The following is an 18,980-nucleotide window of genomic DNA, read 5'->3' on the forward strand; positions in this document are numbered from 1 at the left end:
ATTCGACATCCCTGCCGATCGAACGATCAAAACGAGCGGCCCCACTCGAGGTCGTGCCCGACGAACTCGGCCTCATCCAGGGGCTCGCCGCCTTCGAATCGGAACTCGCCGACGACGGTTTCCCCCTCGAGCACGCCAGGGAGCCACAGGTGATCGTCGTCCCACATCCGGTCGTAGGGCACGTCCTCGACGGAAACCCATTCCGGGTGGGCCTCGTCGGACGCGGTCGGTTCACCGGTAAACGAGCGCGTCCGGAAGACGTGACAGACCGAGTGTGTGTCGCCGTCGAGCAGAAAGGTGAGCTCGCCGGCTTTCTCGAGGTCTGTGACCTCGAGGCCGACCTCTTCTTCGGTTTCGCGGACGGCACACTCTCGTGGCATCTCGCCGGGTTCGCACTTCCCGCCGGGACTGTTGTACCACCCCTCGCCGAGGCCGCGGCGTTTCTCGATGAGGAGCACTTCGCGATCCGTTTCGGGACCGCCGTCTCGGAGCGGGAAACACAGCGTCGTCTCGAGCATATCGGTCGGTTCGTTCGGAGTGAGAAAAGTCTGCGCTCTCGCTCGGCTGTCCTCGAGTCCGACGGTTATGCCTCGAGGCCGTCGGCGTGGGAAAAGACGAACTCCCGGACGAGTTTGGCGGCTAAGGCGGCCGCCTGTCCGTCGTCGCGGTCGTTGACTTCGACGACGTCGAAGCCGTCGGCGAGGGGTGCGACCGCACGGACGACATCGCGGAGTTCGCGTGGCTCGAGGCCGAACGGCTCGGTCGTCCCGGTGCCGGGCGCGAAGCCGGGATCGGCGGCGTCGATGTCGACGCTCAGGTAGACCTCGCGATTGGCGAGTCGGTCGCCGGGGTCCCAGTCAGCCACGTCCTCGGGCGGGACCACGGTCACGTCGTCCGCCGCGGCGCGCTCCCACTCGGCTTCGCTGCCAGTGCGTGCGCCGAGGATGATCGCCTCCGCGACGCTGTCGACGTCCTCGATGATCCGTCGGGTGACGGCGGCATGCGAGAGCGGGTTGCCGTCGTAGGCACCGTACAGATCGAGGTGGGCATCGAGACAGACGAACACATCGGGTTCGACTGCGCGTGCGCCCGCGAGCGAGACGGTGTGTTCGCCCCCCAGTAGCAGGGGGACGGCGTCGCTCCAGACGGCATTGCGCAACGTACTCGTCAGGTAGTCGAGGTACTCCTGTACGTCGTCCCACGCGCGGACGTCACCGCGGTCGACGACACCCAGTTCAGAGAAATGCTGGTCCGTCCGGTGGTCGTAATCGTCGAACGGTTCGGCAAACGTGCGGATCCGCTGGGGCCCGAATCGGGTCCCCGGTTGAAAGGTCGTCGTGGCGTCCAGAGGCGCACCGACGACCACGAAGTTCGCATCTCCACGGTCGGCATCAGCCGCCGCGTCGGTCCCCTCGCGTTCGTCGGCCGCCCCGGGAAACATTAGACGATCTTTCGCTGGTCTTCCATCTCGAGGTACTCGATGTTCTCGTCGGGTGAGACATCTTTGTCCTCGGGGATGCGCATCGTGATCGTCTCGTAGGTCTCGAGGTCCATGACCTGCATGTCGTCGCCGTCTACCGAGACGACCTGCCCGTTTTTGCGCTCGATGATCGGGACCCAGATCTTCGCGTCGACGGGCTGGGACAGCGAGCGTTTCTTGCCGTCGAAGACGCCTTTTGCCTCGACGCGTGCCTTGGCACTGCCGTGTTTGCCCGGTTTTGCCGTCGAGTAGGCGTTGATCTTACACGCCGCGTCGTCGATCATAACGTAGCTGCCTTCCTGGAGATCGCGAACTTCGGTCTGCTGTTTCGCCATGTCCCGGCGTAATCAACCGACGGTCATAAACCGTTTGGAATGGCCGCTTGGGTCTATTCGGTGTGCTAACAGGACTATCCGCCCGCTAGAGAGGAGGCTCCTGTCAGCCGGTGTTGCCCCGCCCGCGACCATCATGGACTGTGTCGGCGCCCAATGACAGCAGCCCGTCTGATACGGCGTCTGTCGCACGATCGATGGACGGTAAAACCCCACATCTATTATAGAGTAACTGTAACCGGACAGATGTCCGGGAAAAACTCACATCCAGGCTGGACGGCACCACTCACAACCATCCAGTCCAACCCGGACTTCTCAGAAGTTATCGCGTAGCTATAAATTTGTAGTGGCTACCATGTCCCACGAGGAGTGGGGACGGCAACCGTCCGATACCAATGAACGGCACGTCCACGGGAACGGTCGATCGATCAGGTCTCGGACACGCCGAACACACCGCTGAACCCGACGGTGTCGGCCACCGGCTCGAGCGGACTCGCCGGCAGCCCGTCACCGACTGCAGGATCGTTGTACGCCCGTGGCGCAACGTCGTTGGGGCCGTCGGGATAGAACAGCGACGCAAGCGTCTGAATCTGCCCGCGACCCACGCCGAGTTCGAACTGGCCGCCGCCGTACAACTGAATCCCGCGCTCGTTGCAGTACGCGATCGTCTCGAGCAGCGACTCGAGCGAGCCAAAGCGCGATGGTTTGACGTTCAGCCAGTCGGGCTCCCACGGCAGCGCCTCGACGTCTTCGAGACCGTGGATCGGTGCGTCCCACGAGACGCGCGATCGAACGTCGGGATCCTCGAACAGCGACCGCGTTTCGTCGGTCAACGCCGGATCTTCGATGACGGCGTCGGGAAATGCCTCGAGAACGAGGTCGTACAACTCGGGGTCTGCCGGTACGTCGACCTCGGTGCCCTCGTACTGGCCTTTCAGATCGAGAATGCGGACCGCGTCGGTGCCCACTGTCTCGTCGATGGCCGCGACGAGGTCGGCGTCCCACTCGGGCGTTGGATCGAGTTTGAATGCGAGGTCGGGGACCTGCTCGTGCAGGACCTCGAGCCGATCGGTCGTCGGCGGCTCGCCGAGGCGGGTGCTCGCGACGAACCGAACTGGCTCGAGCGATCGCTCGAGGACGCTCGCAACATCCGTCTCGGCCTGTCGCAGAGCGAGATCGAGCGCCGCGCTCTCTATGCCCCACCGCCGGTAGTTGCGAAAGACCTCGCGGTCGGGCGCACCGCCCGGGAAAAGGTCGAGCTCACTGAGTCGCGCGGAAAACGATCCGAACCTGTACTCGCCGGTGAGATCCGGGAGCCCGGTCTCCGCCAGTCGGTCGTGGTCTGCGGTTTCGTAAGTAACGTCCTCACCACGTCCCGTGACTGTCCCAGTCTCCGGCCCCGGTCCCGAGAGCGCGAATTCGGTCGTTACACGGGTAAAGTCACTCGAGGTCTCGCGTTCGCGGCGCTCGCTCGTGACCGTCTCGATCGTCAGCGACAGGTCGGCGATCCGCTCGTAGTCCATACTCGGTTTTCGACCCGGTGTGGAAAGAAGGTTGGCCGCCGTCATACGGTCTCCTGTCAGTCAGTGCCGGTGCAACCGTAACCCACACTGCGGTCCCACCAGTAAATCGTTACAGCAGACCGTATCACTCCTCGCCGCGACGCTGGCGGAGGTTCTGGCGGGTAAACTGCGGTCGCGCGCCGATCGACTTGGGCGAGCGAAACGACCGGTAGAGCTGGATCAGCATGACCACCGAAAAGACTGCTGCGACGATCGATCCGGCAGGAGCCTCGAGTGCGTAGAGCACACCCATCGAGAACAGCGACATCGTCAACAGCATGCCGTAGATAATGCGTTTGGCGAGCTTTTCGAAGACGCTCTCCGAGTCCTCGACGCCGATGCGGACGTAGAGGTCGTCGCGGTCGAGCCGGTCGAGTGCACGCTCGGTCTTGGGCGCGAGTCGGGTCAGCGACTCGCCGCTGCGGCGGAGCTGTTGGCCCGTCTCGTCGATGTAATTGCGGATGGTCTCTTCGCGATATCCTTCTTCGGTCAGGAAGTCGGTCGCCGTCGCGATGAAGTCGAAGTCCTCATCCAGGGTGACACAGACGCCTTCGACGACGGTCGCGACCCGGAGGACGAGCGCGAGGTTTTTCGGAAGCCGGAACGGGAACTCGTAGATCGAATCTTCGATCTGGCCGACGATCTGGTTGACCCGGTACTGTTCGACGTCCTCGCCGCGGGCGTCCTGGATGGCGATCTCCATCACCTCAGACATTACGCCGCGGTCGGCGTCAGGAGATAGCGTCCCGATTTCGATCAGCGCGTCGAGGATGCCGTCGATGTCCTGGTTGGCGACGGCGACGTAGAAGTCGACGATCTTGTCCTGAATGAACGAATCGACCCGTCCCGACATCCCGAAGTCGTAGAAGACGATCTTCCCCTCGTCGGTCACCGCGAGGTTTCCAGGGTGGGGATCGGCGTGGAACACCCCGTCGTCGATGATCATCTGGAGGTACGACCGCTCCAAGTTCTCCGCGACCTGCGTTCGGTCGATCTCTTTGCGCTCGAGTTCATCGAGATCGTTGATCTTCGTCCCGCCGACGTACTCCATCGTGAGCACGCGCGAGTCGGAGTGGCTCTCGATCACGGCGGGAATGCGAAACCGGTCGTCATCCGCGAAGTTCGCGCGGATCTCGGTGAGCATCTCGGCTTCGCGCTCGTAGTCCATCTCCTCGCGGATCGTCTTCGAGAACTCCTCAGCCAGGTTCTCGAGCGAGAACGCGCGCGCTTCGCCGACGAAATACAGTAGGATGGGCAGCGACCACTTGATGACCCGCAGATCGGCGTTGACGAGTGGTTCGATGTTCGGGCGGCGTATCTTGACGGCGACCTCGCGACTGGCTCCGTCGGGCGGATCGGCCCGCGTCCGCTCGGTCTCGGGATCGAGTCGCGCCCGATAGACCTGTCCCAGACTCGCACCGCTGATCGGCTCGGTATCGAATTCCGCAAAGCGCTCGTCGACGGGGCCGAGTTCGTCCTCGAGCACCTCTTTTGCCTCGGGCCAGGGGGCCGGCGGCACGGCGTCTTGCAGCGACGCGAGGGTGTCGATGTACGCTGGCGGAAGGACGTCAGGGCGGGTCGACAGCAACTGCCCGAGTTTGATAAACGTCGGCCCCAGCGTCAACAGCGACTCGAGCAACCGCTCGGCGCGGTGGCGCTGCGTCTCGGGACCGGCCTGCCGGGGGCGGCCGAACAGGAGAAACCGCCGCCGGTCACGGGCGTAGGCGAGCAACAGCGGCAGGAACTGCCACGCGACGATGACGAACCGCTTGTATGCGCGAAGAGAGGCCAGTCTCGTTCACCCCGTGTTAGGTGTCCTCGTCGACGATCTCGATCGTCGTCTCGTCGCTGGCACCTCGCTTCGGCAGCACCAACTCGAGGACGCCCCGATCGACCGCCGCCTCGGCGTTGGCGTCGGAGGCGTCGTCGGGCAGCGGGAGATCGACATCGAGAAAGAGCGAGCGGTTCTCCTCGATGTACTGGTAGTCGTCGCTGGGCTCCTTGTCGCGGTGGGCATCGATTGAGATGCGGTCGTCCTCGATCGCGAGGTCGAGCGACTCGGCGGTGACTCCTGGGACGTCGAGGACGAGCAGGTAGGCGTCCTCGCTCTCGAGTAGATCGAAAAAGACGTCCTCGGAGAGGTCCCGCAACGCGTCGCGGAGCGCTGACATGGATACAGGTTCGAACGCCGATACGAAAAACCCCGCGGTCGCGGCGATTTCCCCTCCGAAGGCCCCCACGCTTTTGCCGCCCCGCGACTCGAGTCTCCGTATGGAAGGAGCGGACCGCGAGCGCACCGAAGCCGGGTTCAAAGTGCGAACACCGGTCGACGAGGCGCGCCAGATTCTCAGAGCGGCTGTTGCAGACCGTGGGGACGGTGACGTCCCGTGTGGAACCGAGACCGTCGACGTCGCGCGTGCGGACGGTCGCGTCCTCGCTGCGCCCGTTACGGCAGCCCGGAACGTCCCTCACTACAGGCGGGCGGCGATGGACGGCTACGCCGTCCGGGCCGCGGACACCTTCGGGGCCAGCAGGCGCTCGCCCGAAGTGTTGGGAGTCGTCGAGCCGACCGACGCGTCCGCCGACGAGCACGCCACCGCCGACAGCATCGAGCCGGGGACGGCCGCACGGGTCCACACCGGCAGTGCCCTCCCTGAGGGGGCCGACGCCGTCGTCATGATCGAACACGTCACCGAACGCGAATCGCTCGGCGAACTCGAGGTCGAAGACGCCCTCGCGGAGGGCGAGAACGTCGCGCCGATCGGCGAGGACGTCACGGAGGGCCAACAGCTCTACGAGGCCGGCCACCGGCTCCGGCCGTCGGATCTGGGGCTGCTGCGGTCGGCTGGCTATGGGCAGGTTGCGGTCGCACAGCAACCGACGGTCGGCGTCGTTCCGACCGGCGAGGAACTGGTCGAGGCCGACCCTGATCCCGGTGAGGTGGTCGAGACCAACGGCCTCACCGTCTCGCGGCTGGCCCAGCGCTGGGGCGCTCGCGCCACCTATCGCGACGTGGTCACCGACGACCCCGAGTCGCTGCGCGTGGCCATCCAGCGCGACCTCACCAAGGACGTGGTCGTCACGACCGGCGGCTCCTCGGTCGGTGAGCGGGACCTGTTACCGGAGGTGATCGACGACATCGGCGAGGTACTGGTCCACGGTGTCGGACTCAAACCTGGGCACCCGGTCTGTCTGGGAATCGTCGAAGACACGCCCGTGCTCGCGCTGCCGGGGTATCCGGTCGCGTGCATCATCAACGCCGTCCAGTTCCTCCGACCGACGCTGCGCTGGCTCGAGGGCACGACGCCCGATCCCCACCCGACGACACAGGCCCGCCTCGAGCGCAAGATCCCGAGCGAACCTGGCACGCGGACGTTCGCACGAGTGCGACTCGAGGCCCGTGACGGCGACGAGGCAGACGGCGAGCGCGACGAACCCGACTATACGGCGATTCCGACACGGGCGAGCGGTTCGGGCGTGCTCTCGAGCGTCGCGCTGGCCGACGGCTGGGTCGTCGTCGACGACGACCGTGAGGGGATTCCGGCCGGCGAGACGGTGGCCGTCGAGAACTGGGAAGTCAATCCGTAACGTCCCTCGAGAGGGGGTCGTTCTTCCACAACCTTGATGTCGACATGTGTTGCCAACCCTCATTGGAGGTTCCAAATGACAACGACTGACGACGTACTCGACCACCACCTGACGGCATTCGGAGAGCAAGACCTCGAGGCCGTTCTGGAGGACTACACCGACGAGTCGGTGATCGTGACGAACATGGGGACGTTCCGTGGCCTCGAGGAGGTCGAAGGCCTCTTCGAGGACCTCTTCGAGGAGTTCGATCACGAGGAGGCCACGATCGACATGCAACAAGAGACCGTCGAGGACGAGTTCGCCTACATCGTCTGGGAAGCCGAAACCCCCGAGAACGTCTACGAGTTCGCCACGGACACGTTCTACGTTCCTGAGGAGGCGATCCTGTTCCAGACCTTTGCGGGCCATCTCTCCCCAAACGAGTAAGTCAGCACAGCGCGAGCCGAACGGCGTCAGCCAGCGCGTTCACGCGAGCGAGGTGCTCGTAGGACCCGTCGCGGACCCCGTTCGTGACATACGAGAAGCCGATGTTTGCTTCGGGATCGGCCCAGCCGACGCTGCTCCCGAGGCCAGCGTGGCCGAAGACGTGCTCGGGGGAGAGCGAGCCGTAGGGTGTGATCGTCGTCCCGCCTTTCCAGAAGCCGAGGGCAAACCGTGCCTCGCGGTCGAGCGTCCCGTCGGACGCCGTTTCGGCCTCGAGACGCGTCATCCGCTCGACGGTCTCGGACTCGAGGAGTCGGGTCCCTCCGAGTTCACCGCCGTTGGCGAGACAGGCATAAAAGCGGGCCATGTCTCGTGCGGTGCCGATTCCGTTGGCCGCGGGGACCACGGCCCGGTGGACCTGTTCGGCGTTGAACGGGGCCGCGACTGCGGCGTTGTCGCCGAGTCCCTCATCAGGGTCCCGACAGCGGTCGAACGGCTCGAAGCCGACGACCGTCGCCACGTCGTCGGCCTCGTCATCTCGGAGGCCGATTCCCGTCTGTTCCATGCCGAGCGGCCCGAAAATGCGGTCGGCAGCAGCGCGTTCGACCGGCGTGCCGGAGACACGGCGGACGAGTTCGCCGACCAGCCAGCCGAACGTCAGCGCGTGATAGGCCGGCACCTCACCCGGCGGCGAGAGCGGGTCTTGCTCCTCGAGCGTCTCGATGACGGCGTCCCAGTCGCTCCAGACGGTCGGTCGATCGTCGATCTTGCTCTTTTGCAGGCCTGCGGTGTGGCTGAGCACCTGTCGAACGGTGATCTCGGCCTTGTCGGTGCCCGCGTCGGCGAATTCCGGCCAGTGGTCGACCACGCGATCGTCGTACGCCAGTGCGCCCTCCTCGACCAGCGAATGCAGCGTCACCGCGGCGTAGGGTTTCGTACACGAGAACAGCACGTGGCGCGTCTCCCGGGTCTCCGCGTTGCCGTCGGGCCCCGTTACGCCACCCGCGAGGTCGATCACGAGGTCGCCGTCGACGTAGACGGCCAGCTGTGCCCCGTGGTGAAGCCCGACCTCGAGGTGGCGCTCGAAGAGGGCGGCGATGCGCTCACGATCGGTATTGGCAAGTCGTGACATATCACTTGCAACCAGCAGCGGGATTGTAATCGTTCCGCTCGAGACAGCAATTTATACGGACTCCTGTCAGTCAGTACCGGCGCACCCGCATGACGGGTCACAGATGTATTGGGACACAGTGACAGTAGACCGTCTCAGTTAGTCGCCCGTCGACGAGTCGGGCCGATACGCGCGGCTGATCGTCTTCCAGTGGCCGGTCGCGAACCGGTAGTACGTGACCGCGGCGGGGACAAACGTCTCGAGGATCAACGCGGCATACAGCGCGCCGATTCCGAGCGGTGTCACGGCCTTGAGGAACGGAACCGGGATCGAGACAGCACCGATGAAAGCGACGGGCAGCGCGAAGCCATACAGCCCGAGTACCTGCCCGTAGAACGGCCAGCGGGTGTCGCCGCTGGCGCGGAGCGGCCCGGTCGAGCCGCCGCTGACACCGCGGAAGACGACGCTGACACAGGCGACGGCGATGAACGCAGTCACGAGCGGCAGGATCGATGGATCGGACACGAACAGGTGACCGACCTGCTCGGCGAAGACGAGGACGAGTGCTCCGCTGACGAGGTAGACGCCGGTGCCGAACCAGAGGACGTCGTGGCCGTACGCGTCGGCATCCCCTTCGTCACCGGTGCCCAGTTCCTGGCCGACCAGACTGCTCGAGGCCAGCGAAAAGCCCCAGCCGGGCGTATCCATCAGGTCCCGGACGCGGCGGGCGACGACGTAGGCGGCGAGGACGTTCGGGCCGAAGAGCGCGACGATCGCGAGCATCGGGAACTGGGCGGCCCGCCGTGCGACGTTGGTGAACACGAGCGGCGTCCCGATGCTGAGCACGTCGCGGATTTCGCTGATCGTCGCGAACGGCCACGCGATACAGATCGTGACGGGGAACGCGCCGACCAGCGGCAGTCGCCCGACCGTGAAGCCGACCACGAACGCCGCCAGGACGAGGCCGTTTGCGACGACCGTTCCGATCGCCGCGCCGACGACGCCCAACTCGAGGACGAAGAGCAACACCCCGTTGAGCACCACGTTGACGACCGCGCCGCCCGCCCGGAGGACCATCGGCGTCCACGCGTCGTCGGCACCAACGAGCGTCCGGCTGCCGATGAGGTTCAGCCCTGCGATCGGAACGCCGAGAGCGACGACGCGGAGGTAATCCGCGCCGAAGGCGATCGCGGCGGCGTCGTCGCCGATGAGTGCGATCAGCCGCTCCGCTCCTGCGCCGTACAGGGCGGCCAGCGGCAGCAAGATCGTGGCGACGATGACGGCGCTCGTCGTCACCGCCAACGAGAGGCCCGCGGTGGTCCCGCCGCTGTATCGTTGGGAGACCAGACTGATGGTCGCACCGGCGACACCGCCACCGACCGCAAAGGCGAGACCCCAGTACGGCGTCGCGAGGCCGACGCCGGCGATCGCCGCCGGGCCGAGCGCGATCCCGACCATCGCGACGTCCGCCGCGGATTTGGACATCCGCGCGATCCCCGTGACGATCCGGGGCCAGGCGAGGTCTGTCGTCCGCTCGGCCCGTCGCAGGTCGATCACGCCGATCCGTGCGAGCAGGTAGCCGACCGCCAGCAGCAGCCATCGGACGGGATTCGGGACGTTACTCGATCGAGCAGCCACGAGAGCCCGTTCGTGATCCGGCACTAAAGGCGCTCATATGTCGGGCCGGTCCGGTCAGAATGCATCCGTCGCTGACACAGTACCCCGTGTTCCCTTCCGAGCTTCGAGTGGTCCGCCTAGTTCGAGTCGCGATCTCGAGCCGATCGTACTCGCGGGGTGAGCGCACTGCTACGAACGATATCCCTGTTTTCGGCGCCTGCACGCACAGCCGTTCCCGCGAGGAAAACCGGTGCGGAGAGCAGCAGTCCGGTCGCATAAAGCGACGCGATCGTCGTCACTCGATCGGTGAAATAGTCGGTCAGCTCACGACGGGCGGTTTTGCGGGCGAAAAAATACCCCGATGCCATGAAGAAAAACGGAACCACGAACCGTGCAGCCGAGTCGATCAGAAAATTCACCATGTTCCCGGACGCGCCGAGCCCCCTGAACGGATCCGTGTGAATCGCAACGACGAACACAATTGCGATTATTCGCACCGAATCGATGCTGTAGATGCGATCAGACATCACTCGTACACCTCGCGGTTCCGCGATCGATCACTGGCTTGCCGTCTCTCGCAGGCCACTGTGCTCTCGGCACTCGAGCACGCCACCGCTCATACTGCCGGACAGAACTATGTGAAGATCGGTCGCTCTGCTGCGGCCGTCTCACCCGGAGACGGTCGCGAATACGCGACCAACTTCGTATTGACTGATTTCTGACAGTATCAGTCTCAGCCGTCTCCACGTCGCGGAGGTGTATCCGGTACCTGCAATTCTCCATACCGCCCGTTCAGCCACCGAATTCCGTTACTATCAGTACAGTAAGCCCGTTTCGCCGCTCTTACGGGTCTGATACAACCGTTTCAGCGGTGCTGCCGTTCTCGCCAGTCCTGTGGGTCGATAGACGATGCAGGCAGACACTGTCTCTGCGTCGACTGTTGCACGATCCAGAACTCACATCGACGGTCCGCCCGCGTCCAGGAGACACGGTGCGCTGAGTACGCAGCGGACTCAGCACGCGGGTCTCAGACTCGGGAGACCGACGTTTTTACCCCCGGCACGCGAAGTGTCGCTATGAACCGCAAGGAGTTTCGTGATCTCGCCACCCCCGCAGAGGCACGCGAGGCGATCGATTCGCTGGCCCTCGAGGCCGGCATCGAACGCGTCACACTCGAAGATGCGCGGGGCCGGGTGCTCGTCGCGCGACTCGACGCCGAACTTGACGTACCCGGCTTCGACCGGGCGAGCCTCGACGGCTACGCGCTTCGGGCGCGGGACACGTTCGGCGCTGACGAGGCCGATCCCGCCCGGCTCGCGGTCGTCGGCGAGGTCCACGCCGGCGAGGAGCCGGACGTCGCGCTCGAGGAAGGGCAAGCAGTCGAAATCTCGACCGGGGCGGTGATGCCGGACGGTGCCGATGCGATGGTCCCGGTCGAACGTACGGATCGCGTCGACGGAACGTCGACGGAACGAGCGAGCGGTGAAACCGCGAGCACGGAGTCTGAGGGCGACGTGCTGATCCGCACTTCGGTTGCTCCCGGTGACAATGTCATGTTCGCCGGCGCGGATGTCGCCGCGGGCGAGCGCGCACTCGGGCCCGGAACGCAGATCACGCCCCGCGATATCGGCCTGCTGTCGGCACTGGGGGTCGACGAGGTCCCGGTCAAGGCCAAGCCACGCGTTGGTATCGTCTCGACCGGTGACGAACTCGTCCGGCCGGGCGAGGCCCTCGAAAGCGAGCGCGGGGAGATCTACGATGTCAACAGCTACACGATCGCCGCGGGGGTCGAAGATGCCGGTGGCGAGGCCGTCCTGTATCCTCACGCCGGCGACGACCAGGACGAAATGGAGCGGCTCCTCCGCGAGGCCGCAGACGAGTGCGATCTCGTCCTCTCCTCGGGGTCGACCAGTGCCAGCGCAGTCGACGTCATCTACCGCGTCATCGAAGAGCAAGGCGAGTTGCTGCTCCACGGCGTGAGCGTCAAGCCCGGCAAGCCGATGCTGATCGGGCGGTTGGACGTCTCCGAGCCACACTCGGACGGCTCGGAAGGGGAGCGGCGCTCGTCTTCCGGCGACTCCGCGTACGTCGGCCTGCCCGGCTATCCCGTCTCCGCGATGATGGTCTTCCGAACCTTCGTCGCGCCTGCAATCCGTGAGGCCGCCGGCCTGCCGGAACCCGCGTCGGCGACCGTTACCGGGCGGCTGGCCCGACAGGAGCGCTACGAGGAGGGGCGCCATCGGCTCATGCCCGTCGGCTTAGTTACCGATGGCGACGGCGAGACGCTCGTCTACCCCGTCGACAAGGGCAGCGGCGCGACGACCAGCCTCGCCGACGCCGACGGCGTCGTCGAAGTCGGCCCTGAAACCGACTATCTCGAGGCGGGCGAACCCGTCACCGTCACGCTGTTCTCGCCGGACGTCCGGTCGCCGACTCTCTTTGCCGTCGGCGAGGACGACCCCACCGTGTCGCGCGTGCTCGACGGGCTCGCAAACCCGCGCTATCTCTCGGTCGGCACCCGACCCGGCCTGCGACGGCTCCGCGAGGGCGTTCCCGACGTGGCCGTGGCCGCAGGGCCGCTCGAGGCCGACGTCGAGACGACCGAACTCGGTCGCTGGGAGCGCGAGTGGGGGCTGGTCGTCCGCGCCGGCAATCCCGACGAGATCGAGGGACTCGCCGAGCTGGTCGATCGCGACCTGCGTTTTATCAATCGGACGACCGACTCGGGACTGCGCTCGAGTCTCGACGCAACGATCGCCGATCTTGCGGATGACCGGGGGACGACCAGACGCGAACTGACTGACGCGATCGACGGCTACGATCTCGGCCTGCGGGCTCACGAGAGCCCCGCCCGGAAGGTCATCGCGGGCGACGCCGACGCCGGCCTCGGCCTGCGCGAAACTGCCGACCGGCTCGACCTGGGCTTCGTCCCCATCGGCGAGCAGCCAGTGCGGGTGCTGGCGAATCCCGATCGGACGGAAAAGGAGGGGGTTCGGGGACTCGAGGAGGCGCTTTCGGACGTGCAGTGACTGTCGGCCCGAGTCGAGACTCGAGCGATATGGTGGCGCTCCGACACCAAGCCGACTGCCCACTCAGTCCTCCTCCTCGGTGTCGTCGGGCCGCGTCGCCTCCTGCCACGCCGAGGCATCGAAAAACGACTGGAGGGCCATCAACACGCCGACGTACGTTCCGAACGCGATGATGATGACCGTGACCACGATCGTGAGCACCAGTCCGCCGACGGGGTTCGGGACGAACAGCGGGAGGACTGCCATATCATTCCCAGGGTAGACCGGCCCCATATATTGTTCGAACACTGACTAGTGCGCACCCGTGTGACTCGACCGCGAGAACAGGTGTCCGACGGAGCTGTTTTTGGTTGCCCGCTCCCTACCAGCAACCATGCAAATCGTCACGACGCTCCCGTCGGCGACCGAGATGGTGGCCGCACTGGGACTCGAGCCGGTCGGCGTTTCCCACGAGTGCGACTACCCGCCGAGTGCTGCGGCCACTCCCGCCATTACTCGGTCGCGAATCGACGCCAATGAGTCGGCCTCGAGCGCCGAGATCGACCAGCAAGTCCTCGACGTCGCCGAGACCGAGGCCGGCGTCTACGAGATCGATGTCGAGACGCTCGAGGAGCTCGAGCCGGACGTGATCGTCACGCAAGGGATGTGTGACGTCTGTGCGGTCGACGAGACCGTCGTCGCCGACGCAGTCGACCGGATTTCGGCCGATCCCGACGTCGTCCCGACCGACCCCCATAGCGTCGGTGACGTGCTCGACGACCTCGAGCGAATCGGTCGCGCGGTCGACCGCGAAGCGCGCGCTCGCGAGGTTCGCGCCAGCCTCGAGTCCCGCATCGACGCGATCCGCGAGCGAACTGCCGATATCGACGCGTCGGACCGTCCGCGGGTGGCGATTTTCGACTGGACCGATCCTGCGATGATCGCGGGCCACTGGACGACCGAACTCGTCGACTGGGCCGGCGGCGAATACGGGTTAGCCGATGTCGGTGAGCGCTCGCGCCCGCGCGAATGGGACGAGATTCGGGCGTACGATCCCGAACTCGTGATCGTCGCACCCTGTGGCTTCGGCCTCGCACAGAGCGCACGGAACCGAACCGACCTCACCGAGCGCGACGGCTGGGACGAGCTCACGGCAGTCAGGGAGGGACGCGTCTGGGCGATGGACGGTGACCACTACCTCAATCGGCCCGGGCCGCGGCTGGTGGACACGCTCGAGGCACTTGCGGCGATCATCCAGCCCGACCGGTTCGACGGGCCCAATTCGGACGTGGCGGTTCCGTTCGACGAGCTTGAAGGACTCGAGTCGGCGTCGGACGCGTCGACCGCGGACTCACGCTCGTGATCGTCCTGCCGTCCACCATCGGCGAGACGATCCGCGAGCGCGCCCACGAGGGACAGCCAAACGAGATCTGTGGCATCCTCGGCGGCGCGTACGAGCCCGAGGGGACGAGCCGCGTCCACTCGCAGTATCCAGCCGACAACGTCGCCGCGAACCCGCGAACGCGCTACGAGATCGACCCCGAACAGCAGCTGGCAATCTTCGATCGGCTCGAGGACCACGGCGAGGAAATCGTCGGCTTCTATCACTCCCACCCCCGCGGCCCGCCGCGACCGAGCGAGACCGACGCCCAATTGGCAACGTGGCCCAATCGCTCGTATCTGATCGTCTCGCTCGAGCCTCCCGAAATCGGCTCGTGGCGCTGGCGGGCCGATCCCGAGCGCGACGGGGACGAATCAGCTGCCGGCGGTCGGTTCGAGCGCGAACGGCTCGTCGTCGACTGAGCTGGCTCAGCTGTCCGTCTCGGCCTCGAGTTCGTCGGCCTTTTCGCGCGCCTCGGCGGCGTGCTCGCGGAATTCCTCGATCCGCTGGCTCAGCTTCTTCCCGGCGATGTATTTGAACTCGTCGGGCATCATCCCGTACTCGATGTCGAGCGTGATCATCGTATCACAGCCCTCGACGATCTCGGGAGCCCAGCTTCCCTGTGCCAGCTTCGACTCGTCGGTGACGACTGCCTCGCCGTCTTCGACATCGATGAAGGCGGTCACGATGTTCCAGATGTTCGGATTACTCGAGCTGGCCTCGTCGAACAGCCCCTCGAGTCGCGATTCCGTGAGCTCCTCGTCCCGGAGCTCTTCGAGGAGATCCTCGAGGGCGTCGGCCACGTCCTCGTGTTCGGCGGCTTCCTCGCGAAGCTCGGTCGGTGACTCGTCCGACTCGTGCTCTGTCATCGGCTCTCCCTCCGTGCGTCGCTGTCCGCGATCATAGACGTGGGTAGCTGCTTCGGAACCGTAAACGTACGCTTCCGTCCGAGGTTGGTCAGCTGGCTCGGATCGCGTTACGACGCGTCCTCGAGGACGTCCGTCACCCAGATGCGGTTCGGATCGTCGGTCTCGTCCATCCAGTCGGCCAGTCTGGTTCGCATCTCTCGTCGCACGTCCTCGTAATCGGGATGATCGATCAGGTTCTGTAACTCCGCGGGATCGGCCTCGAGATCGTATAGCTCGTCGATGTCGGGACCATTGTAGACGTACTTGTAGCGGTCCGTGCGGACCATCCGCTGGCTGTAGAGGCCGAACTCGTCGCCGTGGTACTGCGCGAACGTCGACGTGGCCCAGTCGCAGTCGGCTGGTAGCTCGCCGCCGTTCTCGAGGATGGGAACGAGACTTCGGGAATCGAACTCGTCGGGAACGGGAACGTCGGCGAGCTCGAGGAACGTCGCTGCCAGATCGTGCAGATGCACCGGGACATCACTGGTCGCGCCCGACTCGGCCACGTCCGGCCAGCGCACCTGAAGCGGAATCCGGTACGTGTCGTCGTACATGATCGGGCCCTTGTTGAACTGGCGGTGGCTACCGGCGAAGTCGCCGTGGTCGGAGGCGTGGACGACGACCGTGTCGTCGGCCAGTCCGTGGGTCTCGAGTGCATCGAGGATGCGCTCGAGTTGGTGCTCGATGAGCGTCATAAAGCCCCAGTACTTCGCGATCGCTTCTGCCCACAGGTCCCAGTCGAAGCCGTCGACACCGCGATAGGCGAGGTAGTTCTCGTGGACGCGGGGCTTGCCGTCATAGGTCTCGGCGTAGCTGTCGGGCGGCTCGATCTCGTCTGGGTCGTACAGCGAGGCGTAGGGCTCCGGGACGACGTAGGGATGATGGGGACCGTAGAAGTCCGTCCGGTGAAAGAAGGGGCCGCCCCGATCGCCGTCGGCGTGGGCGTCGATCGTATCGATCGTCCGCTCGGCCAGGAAGTAGGCCCGTGTCTCCTCGATGTCGACGGGCGTTGTCGCGGCGACGAAGGTCCCCTTGTTGTCGTCTCGCGGATCGTCGCCGGTGTAGAGTTCGTTCTCGAGGCCGACGTCGTCGACGGGAGTGCCACGCTCCATGCGATACTCGCGGAACGCCTCGTCGATGTCGTCGTGATGCGTGTCGCTGCCGCCGAGATACGAGAACCCGAAGTCTCCGGGCGTGCGGTCCCGACCGGCGTGCCACTTCCCCGTGTAGCTGAGGTCGTAGCCAGCAGCGACCAGTTCCTCCGAGAACGTCGGCAGTTCGGCGGGAGGGTTCCGCTGGAGCGCATCCGGCTCGTGGCAGTTGTTCAACATGCCGTGGCCGTGGGGGAACTGTCCGGTCAACAGGGACACACGCGCGCTCGAGCAGATGCTGATCGGCGTCATCGCACGCCGAAAGCGGACCCCTTCGCTCGAGAGCCGATCGCTGCCCGGGGTTTCGACCGGCGGGCCGTCAGGTGCGCTGGCGTCGTATCGCTCCTGATCAGTCAGGATGAGCAAGACGTTCGGACGACTGTCGGCGTCAGCGTCGGCCATCGAGGATTGTACACCGGCTCTGTAGTTAATGCTGTAACCTGCACGTGGCCGGTCGACAGGGGTGATAAGACGCCGGCGTGTAAACCCCACCGTTGATTTATCTGCCGTTCGACGGCTGAGACGTGCCGAGCGCGTACTGTGGTGAGTGTGAGTGGCAGTATCGAGCCGACGGGGACGACGCGGTTGCACTCAGCCGCGCGATGATCGACCACTTCGTCGAGACGGGTCACTCGCCGGTCGAGCGATGTGACGCTGCGGACCGCTCTCTGACCGACGCCCTCTCGAGTCAGTAGCGCGGACAGCGCCGCGCACACTCATCGATGCTGTCCCGTCTCTGTCTCGCGGCGTCGCTGAAACCGGTCAGCCAGAACACATTACTGAGTGAACCTCACACAATGTGGCCGATTGTCAACGAGTGCCGGTAAATAGCGCTCTCTAACTGACTGTTTGTCCACTACAATTCGGAAACGTACTTTACTCGCGAGCGAAAAGTGGATGGCAACCAGCGATTCGGCGTGCTATCATCCGACACCGACCAAACGATAATACTTTTCCATTAGGGTCCGAAATCCCTGAGTATGTCTGACGACCTCAAGAAAGGGCTCGAGGGTGTGTTAGTCGCTGAATCGGGACTCAGCTCGATCGACGGCGATGCGGGCCAACTGATCTATCGCGGCTACACGATTGAGGACCTCGCGCGCGGTGCGAGCTACGAGGAAGTTCTGTACCTGCTCTGGAACGGTCACCTCCCGACCGAAGACGAGCTCGGACCGTTTACGGACGCGCTCATGGAAGAACGCGAGGTCAGCGAGGACGTCCTCGCGACGATGGAACGGCTCGCCGCGGCCGAGGAACAGCCGATGGCGGCGCTGCGGACTGCGGTCTCGATGTTCTCGGCGTCCGAACCTGAAACAGACGCAGACCCGGACGACCTCGAGGCGACGCTCCGGAAGGGACGCCGCATCACGGCCAAGATCCCGACCGCGCTTGCGGCCTTCGAGCGCTACCGACTCGGCGAGGAGCCGGTCGATCCCCACCCCGATCTCGGGCTTGCGGCAAACTTCCTCTACATGCTGACCGGCGAGGTGCCCGACGACGTGGCCGCCGAGACGTTCGATCAGGCACTCATCCTCCACGCCGACCACGGCCTGAACGCCTCGACGTTTACGTCGATGGTTATCGGCTCGACGATGGCCGACATCTACAGCGCCGTTACCGGCGGCATCAGCGCCCTTTCTGGTCCGCTTCACGGCGGTGCAAACCAGGACGTCATGGAGGTCTTGATCGAGATCGACGAGAGCGACCTCGACCACCGCGAGTGGGTCGAGCAAGCCACTGAAGAGGGACGGCGCATCCCCGGCTTCGGCCACCGCGTCTACAACGTCAAAGACCCTCGCGCGAAGATCCTCCAGGAGCGCAGCGAGGAACTCGCCAACAACGGCGAAAGCAAGTGGTACAAGTACACCACCACCATCGAACAGTACCTCTCCGAGGAGAAGGGCCTCACAGAGAAGGGCATCGCCCCGAACGTCGACTTCTACTCGGGGTCGGTCTACTACCAGCTCGGCATCCCGATCGACATGTACACCCCGATCTTCGCGATGAGCCGCGCCGGTGGCTGGATCGCCCACGTCCTCGAGTACCAGGAGGACAACCGTCTCATCCGCCCGCGCGCCCGCTATACCGGCCCGGAAAATCAGGACTTCATCCCGATCGAAGAACGGTAATCGCAGTCTCGGTTTCGGATTGATTTTTGTTCTCGGTTTATCGACCGCGTGAGCGCTGCTCTCGAACGAATGACCGTCAGTTACACCTCGACCGCCACAGGGCAGTGTCGGGACACCGTATCGCGGATGACGCACGTCTGTCCTCCGTCTGACGCACCAGCTATCCCACCGCAGTCTTGCGATTTCACTTTCACCGCGGGTGCATGAGATTTATATACTCTGGGTCCCCTTCTCCATTCGCACGTCACACGCCGTGCATTCCCTGTATTCCCTGTCGTGCTACACTGCTG

General features: G+C 65.0%; 19 protein-coding genes. 7 read left to right on the plus strand and 12 right to left on the minus strand.

The window, feature by feature from the left end; translation table 11 throughout:
* Window positions 1–26: 26 nt before the first annotated feature.
* The 6 genes from ACERI1_RS14305 to ACERI1_RS14330 all read right to left on the minus strand — a co-directional run bounded on the left by ACERI1_RS14305 (window position 27) and on the right by ACERI1_RS14330 (window position 5,545).
* Complete coding sequence (locus ACERI1_RS14305) at window positions 27–518, minus strand: 8-oxo-dGTP diphosphatase (protein ID WP_373619016.1); 492 nt, start codon at window positions 516–518, stop codon at window positions 27–29.
* Window positions 519–583: 65 nt separating this feature from the next.
* Window positions 584–1,441 (minus strand): agmatinase, encoded by an 858-nt coding sequence (speB, locus tag ACERI1_RS14310; protein ID WP_373619017.1) that lies wholly within the window; start codon window positions 1,439–1,441, stop codon window positions 584–586.
* Entirely contained in the window at window positions 1,441–1,815 is a 375-nt protein-coding gene (locus tag ACERI1_RS14315) for a translation initiation factor IF-5A (protein WP_092929911.1), read from the minus strand. The genes speB and ACERI1_RS14315 overlap by 1 nt, the downstream gene beginning before the upstream one ends.
* 425 nt (window positions 1,816–2,240) lie before the next feature.
* The gene (locus ACERI1_RS14320; protein WP_373619019.1) at window positions 2,241–3,335 is read right to left on the minus strand and encodes a hypothetical protein; all 1,095 of its coding nucleotides are present in this window, start codon (window positions 3,333–3,335) and stop codon (window positions 2,241–2,243) included.
* Window positions 3,336–3,459: 124 nt separating this feature from the next.
* Window positions 3,460–5,106, minus strand: a complete 1,647-nt coding sequence (locus ACERI1_RS14325; RefSeq protein ID WP_373619020.1) for an ABC1 kinase family protein — start codon at window positions 5,104–5,106, stop codon at window positions 3,460–3,462.
* A 76-nt stretch (window positions 5,107–5,182) separates the two neighbouring features.
* Entirely contained in the window at window positions 5,183–5,545 is a 363-nt protein-coding gene (locus ACERI1_RS14330; protein ID WP_373619021.1) for an Hsp20/alpha crystallin family protein, read from the minus strand.
* 100 nt (window positions 5,546–5,645) lie between these two features.
* Here ACERI1_RS14330 and glp point away from each other — a divergent pair, with 100 nt between their 5' ends.
* Complete coding sequence (gene glp, locus ACERI1_RS14335) at window positions 5,646–6,962, plus strand: gephyrin-like molybdotransferase Glp (protein WP_373619023.1); 1,317 nt, start codon at window positions 5,646–5,648, stop codon at window positions 6,960–6,962.
* 75 nt (window positions 6,963–7,037) lie between these two features.
* A complete protein-coding gene (locus tag ACERI1_RS14340) occupies window positions 7,038–7,388 on the plus strand; it encodes a nuclear transport factor 2 family protein (RefSeq protein WP_373619025.1) in 351 nt (116 codons plus the stop codon).
* Window position 7,389: 1 nt separating this feature from the next.
* On the opposite strand, the gene ACERI1_RS14345 is transcribed toward ACERI1_RS14340, so the two are convergent.
* The 3 genes from ACERI1_RS14345 to ACERI1_RS14355 all read right to left on the minus strand — a co-directional run bounded on the left by ACERI1_RS14345 (window position 7,390) and on the right by ACERI1_RS14355 (window position 10,640).
* Window positions 7,390–8,517 carry a serine hydrolase domain-containing protein gene (locus ACERI1_RS14345; protein ID WP_373619027.1) on the minus strand — a complete coding sequence of 376 codons (1,128 nt, stop codon included), beginning with the start codon at window positions 8,515–8,517 and terminating at the stop codon, window positions 7,390–7,392.
* A 138-nt stretch (window positions 8,518–8,655) separates the two neighbouring features.
* Window positions 8,656–10,134 (minus strand): MATE family efflux transporter, encoded by a 1,479-nt coding sequence (locus tag ACERI1_RS14350; RefSeq protein WP_373619029.1) that lies wholly within the window; start codon window positions 10,132–10,134, stop codon window positions 8,656–8,658.
* Between the two features lie 116 nt (window positions 10,135–10,250).
* Complete coding sequence (locus ACERI1_RS14355) at window positions 10,251–10,640, minus strand: acyltransferase family protein (protein WP_373619031.1); 390 nt, start codon at window positions 10,638–10,640, stop codon at window positions 10,251–10,253.
* A gap of 549 nt (window positions 10,641–11,189) precedes the next feature.
* Between ACERI1_RS14355 and ACERI1_RS14360 the strand changes: the two genes are divergently transcribed.
* Window positions 11,190–13,142 carry a molybdopterin biosynthesis protein gene (locus tag ACERI1_RS14360; RefSeq protein WP_373619032.1) on the plus strand — a complete coding sequence of 651 codons (1,953 nt, stop codon included), beginning with the start codon at window positions 11,190–11,192 and terminating at the stop codon, window positions 13,140–13,142.
* A gap of 63 nt (window positions 13,143–13,205) precedes the next feature.
* Here the strand turns inward: ACERI1_RS14360 and ACERI1_RS14365 are convergent, their stop codons facing one another.
* A complete protein-coding gene (locus tag ACERI1_RS14365; protein ID WP_373619034.1) occupies window positions 13,206–13,388 on the minus strand; it encodes a hypothetical protein in 183 nt (60 codons plus the stop codon).
* A 127-nt stretch (window positions 13,389–13,515) separates the two neighbouring features.
* Between ACERI1_RS14365 and ACERI1_RS14370 the strand changes: the two genes are divergently transcribed.
* Together ACERI1_RS14370 and ACERI1_RS14375 are read left to right on the plus strand one after the other, a co-directional pair.
* Window positions 13,516–14,484 carry a cobalamin-binding protein gene (locus tag ACERI1_RS14370; RefSeq protein WP_373619036.1) on the plus strand — a complete coding sequence of 323 codons (969 nt, stop codon included), beginning with the start codon at window positions 13,516–13,518 and terminating at the stop codon, window positions 14,482–14,484.
* A complete protein-coding gene (locus tag ACERI1_RS14375; protein ID WP_373619038.1) occupies window positions 14,481–14,924 on the plus strand; it encodes a desampylase in 444 nt (147 codons plus the stop codon). Before ACERI1_RS14370 ends, ACERI1_RS14375 begins: the two co-directional genes overlap by 4 nt.
* A gap of 6 nt (window positions 14,925–14,930) precedes the next feature.
* On the opposite strand, the gene ACERI1_RS14380 is transcribed toward ACERI1_RS14375, so the two are convergent.
* Window positions 14,931–15,371 (minus strand): hypothetical protein, encoded by a 441-nt coding sequence (locus ACERI1_RS14380; protein ID WP_373619039.1) that lies wholly within the window; start codon window positions 15,369–15,371, stop codon window positions 14,931–14,933.
* 107 nt (window positions 15,372–15,478) lie between these two features.
* The gene (locus ACERI1_RS14385; RefSeq protein WP_373619040.1) at window positions 15,479–16,963 is read right to left on the minus strand and encodes a sulfatase-like hydrolase/transferase; all 1,485 of its coding nucleotides are present in this window, start codon (window positions 16,961–16,963) and stop codon (window positions 15,479–15,481) included.
* 122 nt (window positions 16,964–17,085) lie between these two features.
* On the opposite strand from ACERI1_RS14385, the gene ACERI1_RS14390 reads away from it, so the two are divergent.
* Window positions 17,086–17,256 (plus strand): hypothetical protein, encoded by a 171-nt coding sequence (locus ACERI1_RS14390; RefSeq protein WP_373619041.1) that lies wholly within the window; start codon window positions 17,086–17,088, stop codon window positions 17,254–17,256.
* A gap of 285 nt (window positions 17,257–17,541) precedes the next feature.
* Window positions 17,542–18,690: a citrate synthase gene (citZ, locus tag ACERI1_RS14395; RefSeq protein ID WP_373619043.1), complete on the plus strand. Its 1,149-nt coding sequence runs from the start codon at window positions 17,542–17,544 to the stop codon at window positions 18,688–18,690.
* Window positions 18,691–18,980 lie beyond the last annotated feature (290 nt).

The organism is Natrinema sp. HArc-T2, from assembly GCF_041821085.1.
In the GTDB taxonomy this organism is placed as follows: Archaea; Halobacteriota; Halobacteria; order Halobacteriales; family Natrialbaceae; genus Natrinema.